Origin of the sequence: Companilactobacillus nodensis DSM 19682 = JCM 14932 = NBRC 107160, assembly GCF_000615905.1 — a bacterium.
Lineage (GTDB): Bacteria > Bacillota > Bacilli > Lactobacillales > Lactobacillaceae > Companilactobacillus > Companilactobacillus nodensis.
The window spans coordinates 1-21289 of record NZ_BAMN01000016.1 but is presented as its reverse complement, the minus strand read 5'-3'; the positions used below and the strand labels follow the sequence as shown (position 1 = coordinate 21289).

At 37.3% G+C, this 21289-nt stretch carries 12 protein-coding genes and 3 pseudogenes; 11 read left to right on the top strand and 4 right to left on the bottom strand.

The window, feature by feature from the left end:
• From JCM14932_RS10365 to adhE, 3 genes and pseudogenes are all read left to right on the top strand, one after another.
• Positions 1 to 1188: an acetate/propionate family kinase gene (locus JCM14932_RS10365; RefSeq protein ID WP_025024787.1), complete on the top strand. Its 1188-nt coding sequence runs from the start codon at positions 1 to 3 to the stop codon at positions 1186 to 1188.
• A 164-nt stretch (positions 1189 to 1352) separates the two neighbouring features.
• Complete coding sequence (locus JCM14932_RS10360; protein ID WP_025024786.1) at positions 1353 to 3029, top strand: oleate hydratase; 1677 nt, start codon at positions 1353 to 1355, stop codon at positions 3027 to 3029.
• Positions 3030 to 3363: 334 nt separating this feature from the next.
• A pseudogene (gene adhE / locus JCM14932_RS15320) lies at positions 3364 to 5969 on the top strand (bifunctional acetaldehyde-CoA/alcohol dehydrogenase).
• A 495-nt stretch (positions 5970 to 6464) separates the two neighbouring features.
• Here adhE and add read toward each other — a convergent pair.
• On the bottom strand, positions 6465 to 7484 hold the full coding sequence (gene add / locus JCM14932_RS10350) for an adenosine deaminase (RefSeq protein WP_025024785.1): 1020 nt from the start codon (positions 7482 to 7484) through the stop codon (positions 6465 to 6467).
• Between the two features lie 224 nt (positions 7485 to 7708).
• Here add and JCM14932_RS15315 point away from each other — a divergent pair.
• Positions 7709 to 9048 (top strand): annotated as a pseudogene (locus JCM14932_RS15315) (NCS2 family permease).
• A gap of 11 nt (positions 9049 to 9059) precedes the next feature.
• Entirely contained in the window at positions 9060 to 10826 is a 1767-nt protein-coding gene (locus tag JCM14932_RS10340) for an adenine deaminase C-terminal domain-containing protein (protein ID WP_025024784.1), read from the top strand.
• Positions 10827 to 10844: 18 nt separating this feature from the next.
• On the opposite strand, the gene JCM14932_RS17235 is transcribed toward JCM14932_RS10340, so the two are convergent.
• From JCM14932_RS17235 to JCM14932_RS10325, 3 genes are read right to left on the bottom strand one after another with little or no spacing between them, the layout of a single operon-like run.
• On the bottom strand, positions 10845 to 11177 hold the full coding sequence (locus JCM14932_RS17235) for a glycerophosphodiester phosphodiesterase family protein (protein ID WP_025024783.1): 333 nt from the start codon (positions 11175 to 11177) through the stop codon (positions 10845 to 10847).
• A 26-nt stretch (positions 11178 to 11203) separates the two neighbouring features.
• A complete protein-coding gene (locus JCM14932_RS17230) occupies positions 11204 to 11707 on the bottom strand; it encodes a glycerophosphodiester phosphodiesterase (protein WP_025024782.1) in 504 nt (167 codons plus the stop codon).
• A 10-nt stretch (positions 11708 to 11717) separates the two neighbouring features.
• A complete protein-coding gene (locus tag JCM14932_RS10325; RefSeq protein ID WP_034543171.1) occupies positions 11718 to 14249 on the bottom strand; it encodes an excinuclease ABC subunit UvrA in 2532 nt (843 codons plus the stop codon).
• A 231-nt stretch (positions 14250 to 14480) separates the two neighbouring features.
• On the opposite strand from JCM14932_RS10325, the gene JCM14932_RS10320 reads away from it, so the two are divergent.
• The 6 genes and pseudogenes from JCM14932_RS10320 (at position 14481) to JCM14932_RS10295 (ending at position 21163) form a co-directional block, all read left to right on the top strand.
• Complete coding sequence (locus JCM14932_RS10320) at positions 14481 to 15131, top strand: deoxynucleoside kinase (protein ID WP_025024780.1); 651 nt, start codon at positions 14481 to 14483, stop codon at positions 15129 to 15131.
• A 127-nt stretch (positions 15132 to 15258) separates the two neighbouring features.
• Positions 15259 to 15747, top strand: a complete 489-nt coding sequence (locus JCM14932_RS10315; protein WP_025024779.1) for a QueT transporter family protein — start codon at positions 15259 to 15261, stop codon at positions 15745 to 15747.
• 75 nt (positions 15748 to 15822) lie between these two features.
• Positions 15823 to 17022 carry a glycosyltransferase family 4 protein gene (locus JCM14932_RS10310; RefSeq protein WP_025024778.1) on the top strand — a complete coding sequence of 400 codons (1200 nt, stop codon included), beginning with the start codon at positions 15823 to 15825 and terminating at the stop codon, positions 17020 to 17022.
• Positions 17015 to 18049: a glycosyltransferase family 4 protein gene (locus JCM14932_RS10305; protein WP_025024777.1), complete on the top strand. Its 1035-nt coding sequence runs from the start codon at positions 17015 to 17017 to the stop codon at positions 18047 to 18049. Before JCM14932_RS10310 ends, JCM14932_RS10305 begins: the two co-directional genes overlap by 8 nt.
• Positions 18049 to 19058, top strand: a pseudogene (locus JCM14932_RS15305) (lysylphosphatidylglycerol synthase transmembrane domain-containing protein). The gene JCM14932_RS10305 and the pseudogene JCM14932_RS15305 overlap by 1 nt, the downstream one beginning before the upstream one ends.
• A 41-nt stretch (positions 19059 to 19099) precedes the next feature.
• The gene (locus tag JCM14932_RS10295) at positions 19100 to 21163 is read left to right on the top strand and encodes an LTA synthase family protein (RefSeq protein ID WP_025024776.1); all 2064 of its coding nucleotides are present in this window, start codon (positions 19100 to 19102) and stop codon (positions 21161 to 21163) included.
• The last annotated feature ends 126 nt before the right edge of the window (positions 21164 to 21289 follow it).

The window sequence follows — 21289 nt, the reverse complement described above, 5'->3', positions numbered from 1 at the left end:
ATGTCGAAGATTATTGCAGTTAATTCAGGTAGTTCTACATTAAAATGGAAACTTTATTCATATCCAGAAGAAAATGTAATTGCCAAAGGGATGGTAGATCGTCTCGGTCTATCAGACTCAGTGTTTGAAGTTAAGTATAATGGTGAAAAATTCAGCAAGGTTGGCGATATTCCAGATCACATTACAGCTGTTAATATGATGTTGGAAAAATTGTTGGAAATGAAGATCATCGGTAGTTATGATGAAATCACTGGTATCGGTCATCGTGTTGTTGCCGGTGGAAATATTTTTAAGGATTCAGCCGTTGTAACACCAGAGGTTATCAAACAGATCAAGGACTTGTCAGAGTTTGCTCCATTGCATAACCCTGGCCAAGCTGCTGGTATCGAAGCATTTGAGAAGATTCTTCCAGATGTTCCTCAGGTTGCTGTATTTGATACATCGTTCCATCAAACAATGGATCCCGTAAATTATCTATACAGTTTGCCATATGAATATTACGAAAAATATGGTGTTCGTAAGTTTGGTGCACATGGAACTAGCCACCGCTATGTTTCAAAGGCTGCTGCTGACTTCTTGGGCAAACCAATTGAAGATTTGAAGATCATTTCTGCTCACTTGGGTAGTGGTGCTTCAATCGATGCTATTAAAGGTGGCAAGTCTGTTGATACATCAATGGGATTCACACCGCTTGCAGGTATTACCATGAGTACACGTTCAGGTGATATTGATGCTTCATTGGTTGCATTCTTAATGCAAAAACTTAAGATCACTGATATTCAAGATATGATCGATATTCTAAATAACAAATCCGGATTACTTGGTATCTCAGGTGTTTCACCTGATATGCGTGATTTGATTGCTACAAAGGATGACAACAAGCGTTCTGAATTAGCAATTGAAATCTTCATTAATCGTATTGTTAAGTATATCGGTTCATATATTGCCTTACTCGGTGGTACAGATGTGATTCTGTTCACTGCTGGAATGGGTGAAGGAAATCCTTGGATCCGTGAATTGATCGCTAATAGCTTCAATTATATGGGTGTTAAGATTGATAAGGATGCCAACGAAAATGGCAAGGGAATCCGTAAGATCAGTACTGATGATTCATCAGTCGATGTATTAGTTGTTCCAACAGACGAAGAGTTAATGATTGTTCGTGATGTAGTTAGATTAACAAAATAGAAGACGGGGCTTAATTGTCCTGTCTTTTTTATTAAATCAATTATCAAAAAATAAATTATATATTTATCAATTTTTAGCTATATATTTTAGAAAGCCTTTACATTTGTTCGCAAACTAGCTATATTTAGGTTGTAGGGAGTAACAATTTGAACGGAGGTCATAATATGACGAGAAAAGCTTATATGATTGGTACTGGTATCGGTAATTTAGCTGCAGGTATTTATTTGATCCGTGACGGTGGTTTCAAGGGTGACCAAATCACTATGATGGGACTGGAAGAACACGGTGCCAATGATGGTGCTGCAGTTTCTGACTATGAAAATGAATATAGTAATCAAGCCTTGTCCAATAACAAAGGTTTCTTGGCCAAAGGTGGTCGTATGTTGAATGAAGAAACATTTGAGAATCTTTGGGATGTTTTACGTTCAGTACCATCATTGGACAATCCGGGTCAAACAGTTACAGACGATATTCTTAATTTTGATCACGCACATCCAACACACGATGTGGGTCGTTTGATCGACCATAATGGACCACGTGTTAAGAACAATAAAGATAATTACAGACACATGCAATTCAACAATAAGGACAGAATGTTGTTGACTAAGTTAATGATGATGCCTGAAAAAGATGAGGAACGGCTAAATAATGTCAGCATTGCGGAGTATTTTGCAAGCAGCCCACATTTCTTCACAACTAATTTCTGGTACATGTGGCAAACAACATTTGCATTCAAACGTGCCAGTTCAGCAGTTGAATTACGTCGTTATATGAATCGGATGATTCTTGAATTCACACGTATCAATACATTGGAAGGTGTAACAAGATCACCATATAACCAATATGAAAGTATTATTTTGCCAATGCGTAAGTACTTGGAAGATCGTGGTGTAACATTCATTAATAATCGTAAAGTTACAGATATTGAATTCAAAGATACACCATTACAAGATGATATTATCGTTACTGGCTTGAAGTATGAAGAAGTAGATAATGATAATAAAGAAGGTCATCTCGATATTGATGAGAATGACTTAGTCTTTGATACTAATGGGTCAATTACTGATAGTTCATCGATTGGTGATATCAATACTGCAATTACTGAAAAAGATGAGTATGCTCCAAGTGCTGCACTTTGGAAGAAAGCCGCAAATAAATTCTATCAATTAGGTAATCCTGATAAATTCTTTGGTGATCGTACTCAAAGTGAATGGTTGAGCTTCACGGTTACAACTAATAATCATTTCTTACTTAACGAGATCTCACGTATTACAGAACAAGAACCTGGTAATGCCTTGAATACATGGATCGACAGTACATCTTTGATGTCGTTAGTTATTCACCATCAACCTCACTTTAAGGCACAAAAACCAAATGAATCAACATTCTGGGGTTACTTCATGTATCCACGTCGCAATGGGGATTATGTACAAAAACCAGTTATTGAGATGACTGGTAAAGAGATGCTTCAAGAATTACTGGGTCACTTGGCTGAAGTTGATCCAAGTAAAGATAACATCAAGAATCACACACAAGAAATTATGGATAGTATCGTTAATGTGATTCCTGTATATCTTCCATATGCTAGCGCAATGTTCAACCAAAGAGCGGTCGGAGATCGTCCAGATGTTGTTCCAAAGCACAGCAAGAACTTGGCATTTATCAGTCAATTCTGTGAACAACCATTTGATATGGTATTTACAGAGCAATATTCATTCAGAGCAGCTCAAAGAGCTGTATATACACTATTAGGAATTCCTTTGACAGAAATGACGCCAATGCATCACTATGAAAAGGATCCTAAGGTTATGGCTAGAGCTGCTAAAACAATGTTTAGATAGACATCAAAAATAGAATACTTTCGGGTATTCTATTTTTTGTGTCCTTGTGAAGCTACGTAACAATAGAAAATACTGTGCCAGTAGTAGTGATTGAATATTATTTCACAAAAATCACATTACAAATATACTATACAAATCGTAAAATATATGAAAACATTTTCACAATTAATTGTTGATATAACAATGATTATTGGTAGATATTTATACATTTTGGTAATATTATAAGATTTTAACTGAAAACCGTTGCTATATTTTCAAACAATGCTAAGATAGAGCGTGAAATATATAACGTGAATTAATTAACAAAATATTATTCTGTCTTGGAGGTATTGTAATGTTAAAGGATTCTAAAGAAGTAGTAGTTGAAAATAAAAAGGATCAAGTAGGTCCAGTTATTGATACTATGGTTGCCAAAGCACAAAAGGCTTTGAACGTCATGGATAGCTTCACTCAAGAGCAAGTCGATCACATTGTTCATCACATGGCAATTGCTGGATTGAATGCAAGTCTTGAATTGGCTAAGTTAGCACATGAAGAAACTGGTCGTGGAGTTACTGAAGATAAAGTTATCAAGAATATGTTTGCGACTGAGGAAATCTGGCACTCAATCAAACGTGATAAGACGGTTGGTATCATTGAAGATGATAAAGAACACCGTTTGATCAAGGTTGCTGAACCACTTGGTGTTCTGGCAGGTGTTACACCAGTCACTAATCCAACTTCAACGACAATGTTCAAGTCATTGATTGCATTGAAGACACGTAATCCAATTATTTTTGGCTTCCATCCTCAAGCACAGAAATCATCAGTGGCTGCCGCAAAAGTTATGTTAAAAGCTGCTGTTGAAGCTGGAGCTCCAGAGAATGTTATTCAATGGATCGAAAAACCAAGTATTGAAGCTACTTCAGCGCTGATGAATCATCCCGATGTTGCCAGTGTTCTAGCAACTGGTGGCCCTGGCATGGTTAAGGCAGCTTATTCAACTGGTAAACCTGCACTTGGTGTTGGACCCGGTAATGGACCAGCATATATCGAGAAGACAGCCAATATCAAACGTGCGGTCAATGATATCGTACTTTCCAAGACATTTGATAACGGTATGGTATGTGCGTCTGAAAACAGTGCAATCGTTGATCAAGATATTTATAAGGAAGTTAAAGAACAATTAGAAAAGAATAAGGTTTACTTCATTAAAAAGAGCGATCACAAGGCTTTGGCTGATGCAATGTTCAGACCTGAAGGCGGGGTTAAGGTCCAATCGCCGGCAAGTCAGCTGTAGAAATTGCCAAATTAGCGGGTATCAAGGTTCCTGATGATACTAAAGTCATCGGTGTTGAAATCACAGGAATCGGACCAAGTGAACCACTTTCAGCTGAAAAACTTTCACCAGTTCTATCAGTGTTCAAGGCAAAGGATCATAAAGATGCTTTTGACAAGGCTGACAGATTACTTCACTTCGGTGGACTTGGTCACACGGTCGCAATTCATACAATGGACGAAGATTTGGCAACAAAATTTGGTATTAAGATGAAAGCCAGTCGTGTCCTCGTTAATACACCTGCTGCCATTGGTGGTATCGGTAATCTGTATAATGAAATGATTCCATCATTAACATTAGGTACCGGTTCATGGGGTAAGAATTCAGTTTCACATAACGTTTCATCATTTGATTTGCTTAATATTAAGACGATTGCTAGACGGAGAAACAATATGCAATGGATCAAACAGCCTCGTGTTTACTTTGAAAAAACTTCAGTACGTTATCTTGAAGACTTACAAGGAATGAGTAGAGCTTTCATCGTCTGCGATCCAGTTATGGTTCAACTGGGGTACGTGAATACAATTGTTGATGAGCTAAAACGTAGTAAGACTAATGTTGAGTATTCAATGTTCTCAGATGTAGATTCAGTTGCTACAACTGACATGGTTCAGCGTGGGGTTACTCAAATGAAACTCTTCAAACCAGATACGATCATTGCCTTAGGCGGTGGAACGACAATGGATGCTGCTAAAGATATGTGGTTATTCTATGAGCATCCAGATGTTGATTTATTCGGTGCAAAACAAGGATTCATTGATATTAGAAAACGTGCTTACAAATTCCCTAAACCTGAGAAGATACAATTTGTTGCCATTCCAACGACTTTTGGAACAGGTTCAGAAGTTACACCATTCACCTCATTAACTGATTCTAAAACTGGTGTTAAATATCCAATTGCTGATTATTCATTGACACCTGATGTTGCTATTGTCGATTCACAATTTGTTGAGACGATGCCAAAGGATGTAATTGCTGAATCAGGGATGGATGTTTTGAACAATGCCATCGAGTCTTATGTTTCAAATATGGCATCTGATTACACACGTCCATATGCATTGCAAGCTATCAAGTTGGTCTTCGATAATTTGGCTAAGGCATACAACGGAGATCCTGATGCACAGGCAGAAATGCACAATGCTTCAACTCTAGCCGGTATGTCATTTGGTAATGCCTTTGCTGGTGTTGGTCATTCAATTACTGATGTCTTGAACAATGAGTTTGGCATCAGACATGGACTTGCTTCGATCATTGCTTTGCCACAAGTTATCAGATATAACTTTGAACAACCTACAAAGATTGCTATGTGGCCTAAGTATGAGAACTTCAGAGCTGATGAAGATTATGCGACAATCGCACGTTCAATTGGTTTAAATGGAAAGAACAATGAAGAATTACGTGATGGTTTGATTAATAAAATCATTGATTTGGCACATCGTGTTGATGTTAAGTTGAGTCTAAAAGACAATGGTATCAACAAAGCTGACTTTGATAAGAAAGTTGACTCATTAGCTGAGTCAGCCTTCGCAGATCAATTCTCATTTGCTAATCCTAAGGAACCATTGATTGCTGAATTGAAACAGGTTTTGTTGAATGCTTATGAGGGTAAGGATATTAAATAGGGTTTTATTTCTTTTGCCGCTTCCGGTTACAAATATTTCATCTGCCGTGGGGACCGGTTCGAGCCAAGGTCTCGAACCTCGACTTGAATCTTTTCTTCGAAAATCTCCAAGCTCGTCCCTGGTGTAAGAACGGAGAGACCACCGTTCAACACCATTTCACGGCTGATGGAATATTTTTACCTTCCAGCTAGGTTTCTGTAGTATGTTAATCTGACGAGATCCATCTAATATTTATAGAACATGTATATGAGCCGGAGGTTGAAAGTGATGATTCGGCAGTGACCGTGGTGTTAGGCGGTGAGTTGACCGCCTTACAGCACAGGACGACTTTTGAAATCTGCGGTTTATGCGGAGTTCAAAATCGAGTCTTCAGACCGTACTTTGGCTGAAGACGGTCCCACTGCGAATCAATCACTTTCAACCGTAGGCGGCAAATACTGAACGGAATAAAAAAGCTTCCGACTATTAATCAATAGCCGAAAGCTTTTTTTTCGATTAAAACTTATTTACAAAATCGTCGATTTCTTTTAGATATGTTTCTTTTTGAAAATCACTGATCCAAGAAGTTTCAAATGAATTCTTCGCAAATGTTACTAATTGTTCAGCAGTTAAATTGTAATTTTTTGCCAGAGCTTCGTAGTTGTCAGCTATGTAGCCACCGAAGTAGGCAGGGTCATCAGAATTAATGGAAACTTTAACGCCTTGTTCCATCAGTTCGATCATTTCTTTACCCTTCATATCGTTAGTTACAAAACCGTTAGATAGTGGACAACTTGTTAGTCCTAATTTCTTTTGATTGACCCAATCGACTAAGTCTTGGTTTTCGACGATATTAGTTCCATGGTCCAAGCGTTCGACTTCGATGACCTCTAAGGCTTGTTTGATATGATCAATTGAATCTACTTGGTCAATATCGGCGTGCATAGTCGTGTGATAGCCCTGAGATGTGGCGTCACTGTATGGACGAGCAAACTTCAATGGTGGGTTGTGATGTTCGTCTGAGTCGAGTCCTACACCGAGAATCATGTCACGATATGGTTCTGCCATTTTGAGTACTTCGTTGGCTGACTTAGATGACATGTCACGTAAGAAGCACATGATCAAATGTGCATCCACATTGAAAGCACTAGCGTCGACGCAAGCACGATGATATCCGTGGATAAATGTTTCAAAAGAAATTCCACGTGTTAAATGTGCTTGAGGATCGAAGAACATCTCGACATGTCGTACACCATTTTGTTTGGCTCGTTTTAAGTATTCCATTGCTAATTGATAAAAGTCATCTTCTGTTTGTAAAACATTCATTCCAGGGTAGTAAACGGCCAGAAAAGATGCCAAGGAATCATAATCATATGATTTGCGAACATCTTCTATAGTAGTTTGACCGATATCGATACCGTTCTTTTGTGCTAATTTTAATTTCAATTCAGGTTCGAGCGTTCCTTCCAGATGTAAATGAAGTTCAGCTTTTGGTAATCCTTCTATGAATTCTCTCGTAATTGTTTTGGGTAACAAGTTGATTAGCTCCTTAATCTGTATTGTTTTACAATGTTAAGAATAACAAGGATAAAATTATTAATCAACCGTTTGAAACATAAAAATATTTGTTAAATACGAACAATAGAAAAATATTTATAAAATTCAATCGTGTTTTACTTGATATTATTATATAAATTTGAGATACTTCTGTTGTAAACGAGTATGAGAATTGTACTTAACGCAAAAGGAGATTAAATAAAATGGATACCTCAATGAACCAAAGAAGTTTTATTGAAAAGTTATTCCATCTTCAAGAGAATGGAACAACCGTGATACGTGAAGTTTTGGCCGGACTAACAACATTTGTTTCGATGGCGTATATCTTGTTCGTTAACCCACAAGTATTAGGGGATGCGGGAATGAACAAGGGAGCTGTTTTTACAGCGACTGCTTTATCAGCAATCTTAGGTTCAGTATTAATGGCATTATTAGCAAATTATCCAATCGCAATTGCACCCGGACTTGGGGACAATGCATTCTTTACTTATTCAGTTGTACTAGCCATGGGTATTCCTTGGCAAACAGCAATGGCTGGAGTATTTATTTCCAGTATCTTGTTCTTGATCCTCTCATTAGTTAAATTACGTGAAATTGTTATTGATGCAATTCCTCATGATTTAAAACTAGCGATGGCGGCTGGTATTGGTATTTTTATTGCTTTCGTTGGATTCCAGGGTGGTGGTCTTATCACCGGTAGTAAGTCAACACTTGTTGCCATGGGATCATTTACAGTACCAACTACTTGGTTAACTATTTTTGGATTAATAGTAACTGGTGGATTGATGGCTAAAAAAGTTCCAGGTTCAATTTTCATCGGTATGGTTTTAACAACTATTCTAGGTTTGGTAACGAAGTTAATTCCATTACCAACACATATTGTTTCAACGATTCCAAGTATGAAACCTACATTTGGTGTCGGAGTAATGCATCTGGGAGATATTATTACAAAACCTCAATTGTGGGCAGTTGTTCTTATATTCCTACTAGTTGCATTCTTTGATACTGCCGGTACTTTGATTGGTTTGGCATCACAAGCTGGATTCATGAAGGACAACAAGATGCAAGAATCGGTGGTGCATTGATGGCCGATTCGATTTCTATGCTTGGTGGCTCTGTAATGGGTACAACTCCAACAGCAGCGTATGTTGAATCAAGTGCTGGTATTGCCATTGGTGGACGTACAGGTCTTACTTCATTAGTTGTGGGTGTTCTATTTGCACTAGCAATGTTCTTCTCACCACTACTGACTGTTGTTACTTCTAATGTCACAGCACCAGTATTGATCATCGTTGGTATCTTGATGGCACAATCAATGAAAGAAATCGATTGGAGCAAATTTGAAATTGCTATGCCTGCCTTCTTAACAATCGTCGGTATGCCGCTTACTTACAATATTTCTTATGGTATTGCCTTTGGATTCTTAGCTTACCCACTTACAATGATGGCTGCGGGTAGAAGAAAAGAAATTAATCCAATTATGTATATCTTATTCTTTGTATTTATTATCTTGCTTTACACAATTAATATCTTACCTAAATAGGAGGCACTACCTTGTTAGATTTGAATGATTTCAAAGACTTGATTCGAGCTGGAGCGGCTGAAATTCCAGCTGATACGATTATCAAAAATGGACAATTAGTAAATGTTTCAACCAAAGAAATTTATCCGGCACAAGTTGCCATCTACAAAAATAAAATTGTTGCTGTTGATGAAGATGTTTCAGAATACTTTGGTGATTACACTAAAGTGATCGACGCAGAAGGTAAGTACTTGGTTCCTGGTATGATCGACGGTCATATTCATGTTGAATGTAGTAAGTTAAGTATGACGAGCTTCGCTCATGCGGTTGTTCCACATGGTACAACAAGTATTATTTCAGGATTAGATGAGTATATTTCAGTAATTGGTCTGAAAGGCCTCAAAGAAATCTTTAAAGAAATCGATCAATCAGATTTGAAACTGTTCTGGGGTGCTCCATTCAAGACACCCTATACAATTCCACAATCGACGATCGCTGAAAATATTGATTCTGACATGCAATCAGAATTGCTTAAGCATTCCAACGTCTATGGTGTTTGGGAAACAGTCCGTGAAGACATCCAAGAATTGGATGACGACACATTGAAGACTATGTTATACGCCAAAGAGGCTCATAAGCCTGTTTGGGGATGTTCTCCTATGGCACGTGGTACCAAACTCAATCAATACTTGATGAGTGGTGTCCGCGTTGATCACGAAAGCTACGATCATGAGGAATTGTTAGAAAAAGCTCGTAAAGGTATGAACGTTGTTGTTAGAGAATCATCAGTTACACATTTCTTAAAGGAAAATATTCGTGCCATCACTGAAAACACTGCCGATGTTGCTCGCCATGTTAGTTTTTGTACGGATGACGTTACAGCCACTGATATTGCTGAACTTGGTCATTTGGATCACGTAGTTCGTTTGGCAATTCAAGCGGGTGTTCCACCATTGACTGCTATTCAAATGGCAACAATCAATTCTGCTGAAGCATATCGAATTGACGACCAGGTTGGAATGATCGCGCCCAATCGTGATGCAGATATTTTATTTGTGGAAGACTTGAATAAGTTTGAAATTTCAGAAGTTATTTCCAAAGGTAAAGTCGTTGATGCAAATGCTGTTCCAGAAATGAAGTATTCAGAAGATATTATGACTTCTGTTAAAGCAGATCACTTAAAAGCAGCCGATTTTATTTATAATGTAGATATCGAAAATGGTACCGCTGATGTTGAAACCATTAAGAGTGTCGGTCCTTTCGTTAGAAAACGTCGTGATGTTGAATTAGTAGTAAAGAATCATGAGATTCAAATCGATCCAGCCAAAGATGTGGCATTGGTATCCGTAATTGAAAGATTTGGTATCAATGGTAATAAATCGTTAGGGTTCACATCGGGCTGGGGACTTAAAGCTGGTGCAATGGCATCGACCGCTGCACCGGATGATAATAATTTAATCGTTATGGGCGTGGATGCAGAAGACATGGCATTCGCAGCTAATGAATTGATAGTTCGTGGTGGCGGACAAATCGTTGTTAAAGATCATCAAGTCCTCAGTTTCTTGCCATTACCAATTGCCGGAATTGTTTCTGAAGCAAGTCCTGCGGAAGTGGTTAAGCAAGAAAAGAGTATCCTCAAAGCTGCGCGTGATTTAGGAAGTAAAGTTGACGATCCAATGTTCTATATGACATTTCTACCAATTACTGCTATTCCAGATTTGGCAATTACGGATCTTGGTCCGACAGATTGTATTGGTTTGAAATTATTTGATCCTATTTTAAGCGTTAAAAAAAGCTAGCCGATTGGCTAGCTTTTACTATTTCCATTTATTAATAAGTTTGTTGGTCTCTTTGGTATTATTCGTAAAGACACTATCAAATTTATAAACATTTAATGCATTGTAGTTATCGTTATAAGTATTGAGAGTCCAGGCATTGGTTTTGAATCCATTGTCATGGGCTTTTTTGATGAGTTTCTTTGTCCATTGAGTTTGATCAATCGAGATGAATTTAATATACCGAGGTGCATTATCGATTTCTTCATTGTATTGTCTTTCGGTGACAGAATCTAACAGCCAGAGGATCGGAATGTTCTTTTGAGCTTTCTTGCTATGGAACTCTTTAATACCTGGGATGCTTGAGTCTTGCATTAATGATATTTTTGTTCATTTTATATTTATTCAGAACCTTTGACTAGGGCCTTTTCAGTATCAGTATTATCGCCAGCATTCTTTTTTGTTTCTATAATATAATGAACATTTTGTTTGTAGCGTTTGAAGATGTCACTTAGCTGATGTAATTTCTCGCCATTAATCAGTTTTACTTTAGATAATTCTTTAGATGTTGAATCAGAGATTTTAAGATTTTTACCAGTGGTACGTTTCAAGTTGTCATCGTGTGAAACATACAATTTGCCATCCTTACTTAACCAAACATCTTGTTCGATATATTGGCTTCCATCTTTGATAGCAGTATTGTAACCAGCAAATGAATGTTCAGGTTGATTATATGGGCTACCGCGATGTGAGAAGACGAGTGGTAATTCTGGCGCGGCATGATTAACACTTGTTTCGATGGATGTGAGGTTCCTTGCTTTAACGGTAGCCTTTGCCGTTACACCAGTAGCAGTTAGACCGATGAATATGGCCACAAGGCCAGCAATGATAGATGATTTTTTCATAGTTATTCCTTTAAATGTTAAATAGTTTCATGTGCTCTTGAAGATATTTACCGGTAATACTATTGCTTGCCGCACAAATATCTTTTGGAGTTCCACTGGCTATAATTTTACCACCGTTGATACCACCTTCAGGGCCAAGATCATTAATATAGTCAGCGTTAGCAATAATATCTAAATCATGTTCAATAACAATAACTGTAGCATGATTATTAATTAATTTATTAAAGACATTTATCAAAACTGAAACATCCTTAGGATGAAGACCGACACTAGGCTCATCGAAGACAAATAATTGATTCTTTTGGCTTCGCTTCATATAAGTAACTAGTTTGAGACGTTGAGCCTCACCACCAGATAGGGTAGGAGTGCTTTCGCCGAGTTCTAAGTAACTCAAGCCAATTTCATTCAGAGTATCAATGGTACCTTCAATATTGGACTCATCCTTGAAGAATTCAGCAGCTTCGGTAATTGACATGTTTAATATTTCAGCAATATTTTTACCGTGCCAAGTAATTGCCAAGATATCCGAGTTGTAACGATTACCGTTGCAGACGGGGCAAGTTTCAACCATGTCCGGAAGGTATTGGATATCCAGAGTGATTACACCAGTACCGCCACAGTTAGGACAGGCACCTTCTTTATTATTGTAAGAAAAATAACTAGAAGTGTACTTTTTGGCTTTGGCTTGGTCAGTTCCAGCAAATAGTTTGCGGACCTTATCGAGTATCTTGGTATATGTAGCGACGGTGGAACGGACATTTTTACCGATTGGTGTTGAATCGACAGTTAGGACATTTTTAATACCATCAGTATCGAGTTTTTTAACGAAACTTGGCATCGGGTCACCATTTATTCTGTCTTCAAGAGCATTGATGAAACTGTCGAAGACGAGTGTGGTTTTACCTGATCCGGACATACCAGAGACGACATTCAATGATTCTTTACTGAACTTTGCTTTCATATTGTGAATGTTGAAGCGGTCACTGATTTCTACATCGATTGTTCCCTTATTAAAGGGTTCAATATGTTTGTGCTGAATTATATTAGCCTTACCAGTTAAGTAGGGTTCAATCACTGAGTCTTGATTATTCTTGATATCTTCGACCGTACCTTGCGAGATGACTTTCCCACCACTAGCACCGGATGATGGACCAATTTCAATGACATAGTCAGCGGCAGCAATGATACTAGTATCGTGATCGACCACGATTAGTGAATTACCAAGTTTAACCAATTCGCGCAGAATCTTGATTAATCCTGTGACATTAGCTGGATGCAAGCCAACGCTGGGTTCGTCCAAGACGTACAGGACACCAGTCATTTGGTTACGGATAGTTCTAGCTAATTGAATTCGTTGCAATTCACCGGTTGATAAAGTATTACCGGCACGTGTCAAAGTCAGGTAGTTTAATCCTAGATCATCGATCGGTTGTAGTAACTCCAATAATTCGTTAGTTAGATTTTTACCCAATTTTTGCATATCTTCAGGTAACCAGTTTAGAATTTCCGCGCAGAAGTCTTGTAGTTGATTAATGCTTAGTTGGCAAACTTGAGCAATGTTTTTGCCGACTAACTCATTATTGAATAATTTGGGATCAAAGCGACTGCCTAAACAATTAGGACATTCCTTAGTCGAGTAGAATCGGCCCAAGCGTTTTAATGTATTTTCATTTTTGGCGCTCTTCAAACTGTGTTTTACAGAATCGATAGCATTTTCGTACAGTGCATTTAGTTTGAATGACTTACCAGTTGATGTAGGAACGATGACTTCTCGTTTGACACCTTTACCGTTAATAACGATATCTTTTTCTTTATCGGTCAATGTGTCAAACGGAACGTTGATTCTAACTCCTAATTGTTCGGCAAGCTCTATTTGAAGTGAACGTCCAGGTAGGCGCCATGAACGGACAGCTCCTTGGGAGATAGTCAGAGTCTTGTCAGGGATGATCTTATCAAGCTCAATCGTCTTAAGAAATCCTGTACCTTGGCAAGTTGGGCAAGCCCCAGTTGAATTGAAGGCAAAGTCTTCTGCACCGAATGCCATGAAATGAACATGGCAAACTGGGCAAGTCAAAACACCCATCTCGTCATCTGATGTAGGTAAGTCCATAACTTGAGATATTTTTAGAGTAGGGTCCAAGCGATGTCCATTAGGACATTTGACAGAAGCAAGTCTAGAGAACATTAGTCGTAGGATGTTCAAGCTTTCTGTCATTGTTCCGACTGTTGAACGAACACCAGGGACTACGGGTCTTTGGCGTAAAGCAATTGTTGAAGGGAGGTTTTTGATTTCTTTGACATTTGAACGTCCCATTTGGGTGATACGTCTTCTAGTGTATGTTGATAGAGCGTTGAGATATTTTCTAGCACCTTCAGAATAGATGGTGTCCATTGCGAGGGATGATTTTCCTGATCCGGAAACACCGGTGATCGCCACGAATGAATTTAGTGGAATATCTATATTTAAGTTTTTGAGATTGTTGGCATTTGCACCACGAACCTCGATATTATCTGGAATATAATTCTTATGTCTGATTGCCATTTTTTGCTCCTCCCATTTTGCATTAATATTCTAACATTGATGGCAATTATATTGTGAAATTAGAATTTTTGAGGAATATGAATCCCACCGTGTCAAGGAGTATACATGTGAAATCACTACCATATATGGTTAAGACTTATATTTGTATACAATATCTAGTCATGAAGTGGTATTATAGTGAATGTTGATTTTTTACAGATTATTTAATGAATTGGTTGGAGGAGAATAATGATGATCGTATTGAGCGGCACTATTGGAGCCGGTAAGAGTTCATTGGCAACTATTTTGTCAAAACATTTAGGAACAGAGGCATTCTATGAACAAGTAGATAACAATCCCGTGTTACCACTTTTTTATGCTGATCCTAAAAAATATGCATTTCTATTACAAATTTACTTTTTGAACAAACGTTTTGAGTCTATCAAACAAGCAATGGTGGATGATAATAATGTATTGGACCGTTCAATTTACGAGGATTCATTATTCTTCCATATGAACGCTGATATGGGACGTGCTACACCACAAGAAGTTAAAGTTTATGATGAATTGCTAGACAATATGATGCAAGAATTACCATTTGCTGCTGCTAAAAAAGCTCCTGATTTGCTAGTTCATATCGATATTTCATATGATACGATGATCAAGCGCATTGAGAAACGTGGTCGTGATTACGAACAACCAGAACAAGATCCATCATTGGTTGAGTACTACCATAACTTACTTGGCCGTTATGATGGCTGGTATGATGACTATGATTACAGTCCTAAGATGAAGATTGATGGAGACAAGTATGACTTCGTTGAGAATCCAGATGATCTCCAAAAAGTGTTAGACCAAATCGATGCTGAATTGGCAAAACACCGAATTACAGCAAATAACTAATATTAAAATTAGAAGAAGCCATTTGGCTTCTTTTTTTATTTGATGTCTAATCTAAAATACGTTAATCTATTTAAGACAGTTTTTCTGGTAACCTGTCCAAAATAAAAACAGTGGGGGATTTTTTTCTATGAACAAATTAAAGACTAGGGATATAACTCAGTTAGCAATTATTGCTGCCTTGTATGTGGCGGTGACGGCTGCACCTGGACTATCAGCCTTTTCGTATGGCCCAGTTCAGTTTAGGGTTTCTGAGATCCTGATGTTATTGCCATTTTTCAATCACAAGTACAGTTGGTCATTGATCATTGGATGTTTTATTTCCAATATCTTCAGTGTTACAGCTATCGATATGATAGTTGGTACACTAGCAACAGCCGTAGCTTGTTACTTGATTACACTGGTTCCATCTAAGATGAAATGGATCTGGACAGTTCCAGTAATCTGTGCCGTTGTTAACGGAATTATCGTTGGTGCGGAATTACATTTTGTCTTGAAGATACCATTTTGGATCAACGCTGGATCAGTGGCACTTGGCGAAGTTGTCGTAGTTGCGATTGGAGCTGCAATTTTTTATTTCTTAATGAAAAACCGCAATTTCAGTAAATTAATTAATTAAGACTATAAAGGGGGAAGTGATTCCTCCTTTTTTTTGTTATAATCATCATTATAAAGATTGTGAGGAGATGTTTTTATGAATATCGGAATCTTTACCGATACATACTTCCCTCAAGTTAGTGGAGTAGCTACATCGATCCAGACATTAAAGAACGATTTGGAACGAAAAGGAAATTCGGTTTATATTTTTACAACGACTGATCCTAATGTTTCTAAAAAAACAATTGAACCAAATATTTTCCGTGTAGGAAGTGTTCCGTTCATATCATTTACTGATAGAAGAATTGCCATTAGAGGAATGTTCCATGCGGTTGATCTTGCTAAGGAATTGAAGCTAGATATTGTTCACACGCAGACGGAATTCTCAATGGGAATGATGGGTAAATTTGTTGCAAAGCAATTAAAGATACCGTTTGTTCACACGTATCACACAATGTACGAGGATTATTTACACTATGTCTTGAATGGACATTTACTCAAGCCATATCATGTTAAGCAAATGTCACGAATGTTCTTAAAAAATGCTTCGGGCGTTGTTGCTCCAAGTAAACAAGTTAAATCGACACTAGATCGATATGATGTACCGGCACCAATTTCAATTATTCCAACTGGAGTTGACTTGTCAGAGTACACTAAGCCAGTCAATGCGTTAGATATACGTGAACAACTTGGCATTTCAGAAGATACACCAGTTATTTTGATGTTGAGTCGGATCGCCTTGGAAAAGAAAATTGATCACATGCTTAGATCAATGCCAGAATTATTAAAGTACAATCCGGACATTAAATTAGTTATTGTCGGTGATGGACCAGATATGGATGAACTAGTTCAAATGTCTAAAGACTTAGGTATCAGTGATAGTGTCACTTTTACCGGTGAAGTTGATCATGATAAAATCTCACCATATTACCATATGGCGAATATTTTTGTGTCCTCGAGTGATACGGAATCTCAAGGATTAACATACATTGAGGCCATTGCTTCAGGATTGAAGATCGTAGTTAGAAGTGCACCGTACACAGATCAGCTTTTGACAGATCCTTCAGTTGGTGTAACATTCTCTCAAGACAGTCAGTTAGTACCTAGAATTATTGCCTACCTTGATCACCCGAGCTCATTTGATGATCGTGATGCAAGGCAGAAGATCCTTTACAATATTTCTTCGGATAGTTTTGGTAATTCTATTTTAGATTTCTACCATCGCTCAGAAGAATACTTTGTCAGGGAAGAACTTTCAGATTCGTCAATAGATCCGGAGGAGTATTCGAATGATTAAGATAACAATGTTTTCATCAGCAGATAAAGTTGCCGGACAAGGTGTCGGCAGTGCCTACAAAGAATTGATCAACTTGCTGAAAGAACGTTTAAGTGACAAATTCGAGATCAAAATAAACGATTATGGACGCAGTGATTTGAGTCATTATCATACGATCGATCCGCAGTTCTATCTTTCAACCTTTTCTAAAAAAAGAGGCCGTAAGATAGGCTATGTTCATTTTTTGCCAGAAACACTTGAAGGTAGTATAAAGTTGCCTGAACCTGCTAAGTCAATCTTCTATAAATACGTAATTAATTTTTATAAGAGAATGGATCAAATAGTTGTTGTGAATCCAACTTTTATTGATAAACTAGTGGCTCATGGACTTGATCGTAAGAAAATCAAATATATTCCTAACTTTGTTTCGACTGAGAACTTTTATGAGAAGTCTGCTGAAGAGAAAAAGGCTTTTCGTAAAAAGATCGGTGTACCTGAAGACAAGTTCATCGTTTTCGGTGATGGACAAGTTCAAGAACGCAAGGGTATCGATGATTTTTACAAATTAGCTAAGGGTAATCCAGATATCCAATTTATTTGGGCAGGTGGATTTTCATTTGGTAAGATCACTGATGGATATGACCGCTACAAGGACATGATCGATAATGCTCCTAAGAATATGAAGTTTACTGGTATCGTTGATCGCAATGAATTGGTTGATTATTATAATGCTTGTGATTTATTCTTGTTGCCATCGTATGATGAACTGTTCCCAATGTCTGTATTAGAGGCATTTGCTTGTGGTGCACCTGTATTATTGAGAGATTTGGATCTTTATCGTGCTATAATCTATGGATATTATCAGCCAGCTAGAAATTATTCAGATATGAATGATTTTATTAACAAGGCTGCAGCACACAGAGATATTCTTAAGGCTTTTAAGAAGAAGTCTCGAGAAGCCACTGAACAGTATTCAGAGGATAATTTAAGTAAGATTTGGTATGAATTCTATACTGACCAATATAAAATCGCTAAACGGGATAAATAATGAGTAGAAAAAATATAGTTGCATTATTTGTAATGCTGGGGCTAGGAATCAGTATTTTTTGGTGGGAAGCTAGAAAAATTGATTTCCGGTCACTGGTTACAACTTTTAAGAGTTTAAATTATGGCTGGTTAGCGTGGCACTCTTATCAATTCTTTTGTCTTATGCAGTAGAGGCGTTGGTACTTCATACGCTGTTAAAAAAGAAGGAAGATCGAAAGTTTGGTGTTTGGGAAATGTATCGTATTCCCCTTATCCAGGCACTTTTTAATGCTATAACACCTTTTTCTTCTGGTGGACAACCAGCTCAACTAGTTGGTTTGATGCAGTCTAAGATTGATCCTGGACGAGCAAGTTCAGTATTGTTGATGAAGTTTATTATTTACCAAGCAATGGTATTGGTTAATTTCGTTGTTGCAATGGTAGTGAGTTTTAGGAGTGTTGCACAACATTTCTCGGGACTTGCTACTTTAATTTTGTTTGGAATGGTCATTCATTTGATTACCATCTCATTTTTGCTAATGGTCATGTATTATTATGATTTCACTAAGAAAATGGTTCATGTTATTCTTAAACCTATTTTGTTTTTTCTAAAAGAGGAGAAACGTGATAGAATTTTAAAGTCAACTATTGAAAGTATTGATAGTTTCTACAATGAGAGTTTAGTATTAAAGCGTGAGAAGAAAAAAGTTATCAAAGCGTCATTACTAACGATTGTTCAACTATTCTTATACTATTTTGTAGTTTATTTCGTACTGTTGGCACTCAATTGTGATCATGTAAATGTTGTTGATGTTTTAGTGATGCACATAATGATTGTAATGATCACATCTATTTTTCCGATTCCTGGGGGTTCAGGTGGAGCGGAATTTAGTTTCAAAACACTGTTTGCTGGATTCATTCCTTCACCATCAGGTTTGATTCTAGGTATGTTTTTATGGAGATTTATTACATATTATTTGGGGATGTTTTTGGGGATTATTGCGGTTTCGAAGAAACCCAAAATTAAATGAGACATCGTAAAAGTTGTTAGTAAATCTATGGAGCGTAAATAATGAAGCGTATTGCTAAAAGTATTTCTAATTTTTTAAATACTAGGCTGGGATTCGTAGTCTTGGCTGTACTTTTATACACTATTAAAACTGTATATGCCTATCAAAATAAGTTTAACTTAGGTGTTAAAGGGTCGATTCAGACATTCTTGATGATAATTAACCCAATACCGATAATGTTATTGCTATTTGGTATCGCGTTATATATGAAAGGGAGAAAGTCATACATATTCTTATTGATAGTTGATTTCTTGGATACTGTATGGTTATTCTCTAATATTTTGTACTATCGTGAATTCTCGGATTTTCTAACAATGGTTCTGATCAAGGGTTCAGGCTCAGTTTCCAATAACCTAGGTAAGAGTATTCTTGGAATCGTTAAGCCAACTGACTTCTTGGTCTTCTTAGATGTCTTGATATTAGTACTATTGCTTGCATTCCATGTGATAAGAATGGATGTTAAGCGACTGAATTGGAGAATTCCAGTATTGATAAGTTCACTTGCGGTTCTTCTATTCGGTGCCAACTTGACGCTAGCTGAAAGTGATCGTTCACAATTATTAACAAGAACATTTGATAATAACTACATTGTTAAGTACTTAGGACTTAATGTTTTTAATATTTATGATGTAGTTAAAACTTCGCAAACTAATGCTGTTAAGGCACAGTCTAAGAGTTCAGACCTGGATTCGATAGAGAAGTATATGAAGAACAACTATGTGACACCAAATGTTGAATACACAGGTGTAGCTAAGGGTAAGAATGTCTTTGTCATTCATTTGGAGAGTCTTCAACAGTTTATGATCGACTTCAAGTGGGATGGGGAAGAAGTAACTCCTAATTTGAATAAACTTTATCATGAGGACGATACTCTAAGTTTTGACAACTTCTTTAATCAAGTTGGACAGGGTAAGACTGCCGATGCTGAATTGATGTTGGAGAACTCATTGTTCGGATTACCAGAAGGTTCAGCTATGGTTACTGATGGTACAACTAATACATTCCAGGCAGCACCAGCTATTTTGGACCAACATGGTTATACTACAGCTTCATTCCATGGGGATGTTCCAAGTTTCTGGAACCGTGATAATGCATATAAGTCATGGGGATACGACTACTTCTTCAGTTCAGATTACTATAAGATCAAGAAGGACTATGAAGTCGGTTATGGTATGAAGGATAAGATTTTCTTGAAGGATTCGGCTAAGTATGTTGAACAATTGCCGCAACCATTCTATGCAAAACTAATTACTGTAACCAACCACTATCCATATACATTGGATAAGAAGAACCAGAGTATATCTAAGACGGATACTGGGGATAAGACGGTTGATGGATACGTTCAGACAGCTAGATACTTAGATGAGTCTATCGGTGAGTTCATGAACTGGATGAAGGAAACGGGACTCGATAAGAATAGTATGGTCGTATTATATGGTGATCACTATGGTATTTCAGATAACCATAAGAAAGCTATGTCTAAGTTAACTGGAATCAAAGGATTCAATGACTTTGACAACGCTCAATACCAACGTGTACCGTTTATGATTCATATGGATGGACTAAAAGGTGGAATCAACCATACTTATGGTGGTGAAATTGATGTTCTTCCAACACTGTTGAACTTACTAGGCGTAAGCGACAAGAATATGATTCAATTTGGTAGTGATCTATTATCTAAGGATCACCCACAAGTTGTAGCATTTAGAAATGGTGATTTTGTTACTCCAAATATCACCAAAGTCGGAAGTTCCTACTATAATACCAAGACGGGTAAAGTGGATAAGAAGATACCTGCGACTGAGAAAGCTAAGTTATCTAATAAGGTTACAACTGAACTTTCTCTATCTGATCGTGTAATAAATGGTGATCTACTAAGATTCCATACTGTACCTGGATTCACCAAAGTAAATAAAAAGGACTATTCATATAAGAAGAGTACTGCATTGAAAGAGCTCAAGAAGGCTAGAGGTAAGAACGGAACTAGTTTATTAGCCCAAAATGATAACAAGTCAATGCTAGATCTCTATACCACTGACGCACCAGAACTAAGCAGTGACAAGTAAATAGCAACTTTGATACCAAAGACACAATCGTCTTTGGTATTTTTTTATCTAGACAATTTGGAGCAAAACGTAGTATTATTAGTAGGTAATCAACAATACCAATTATGATGTTGAAATTAATTGAAC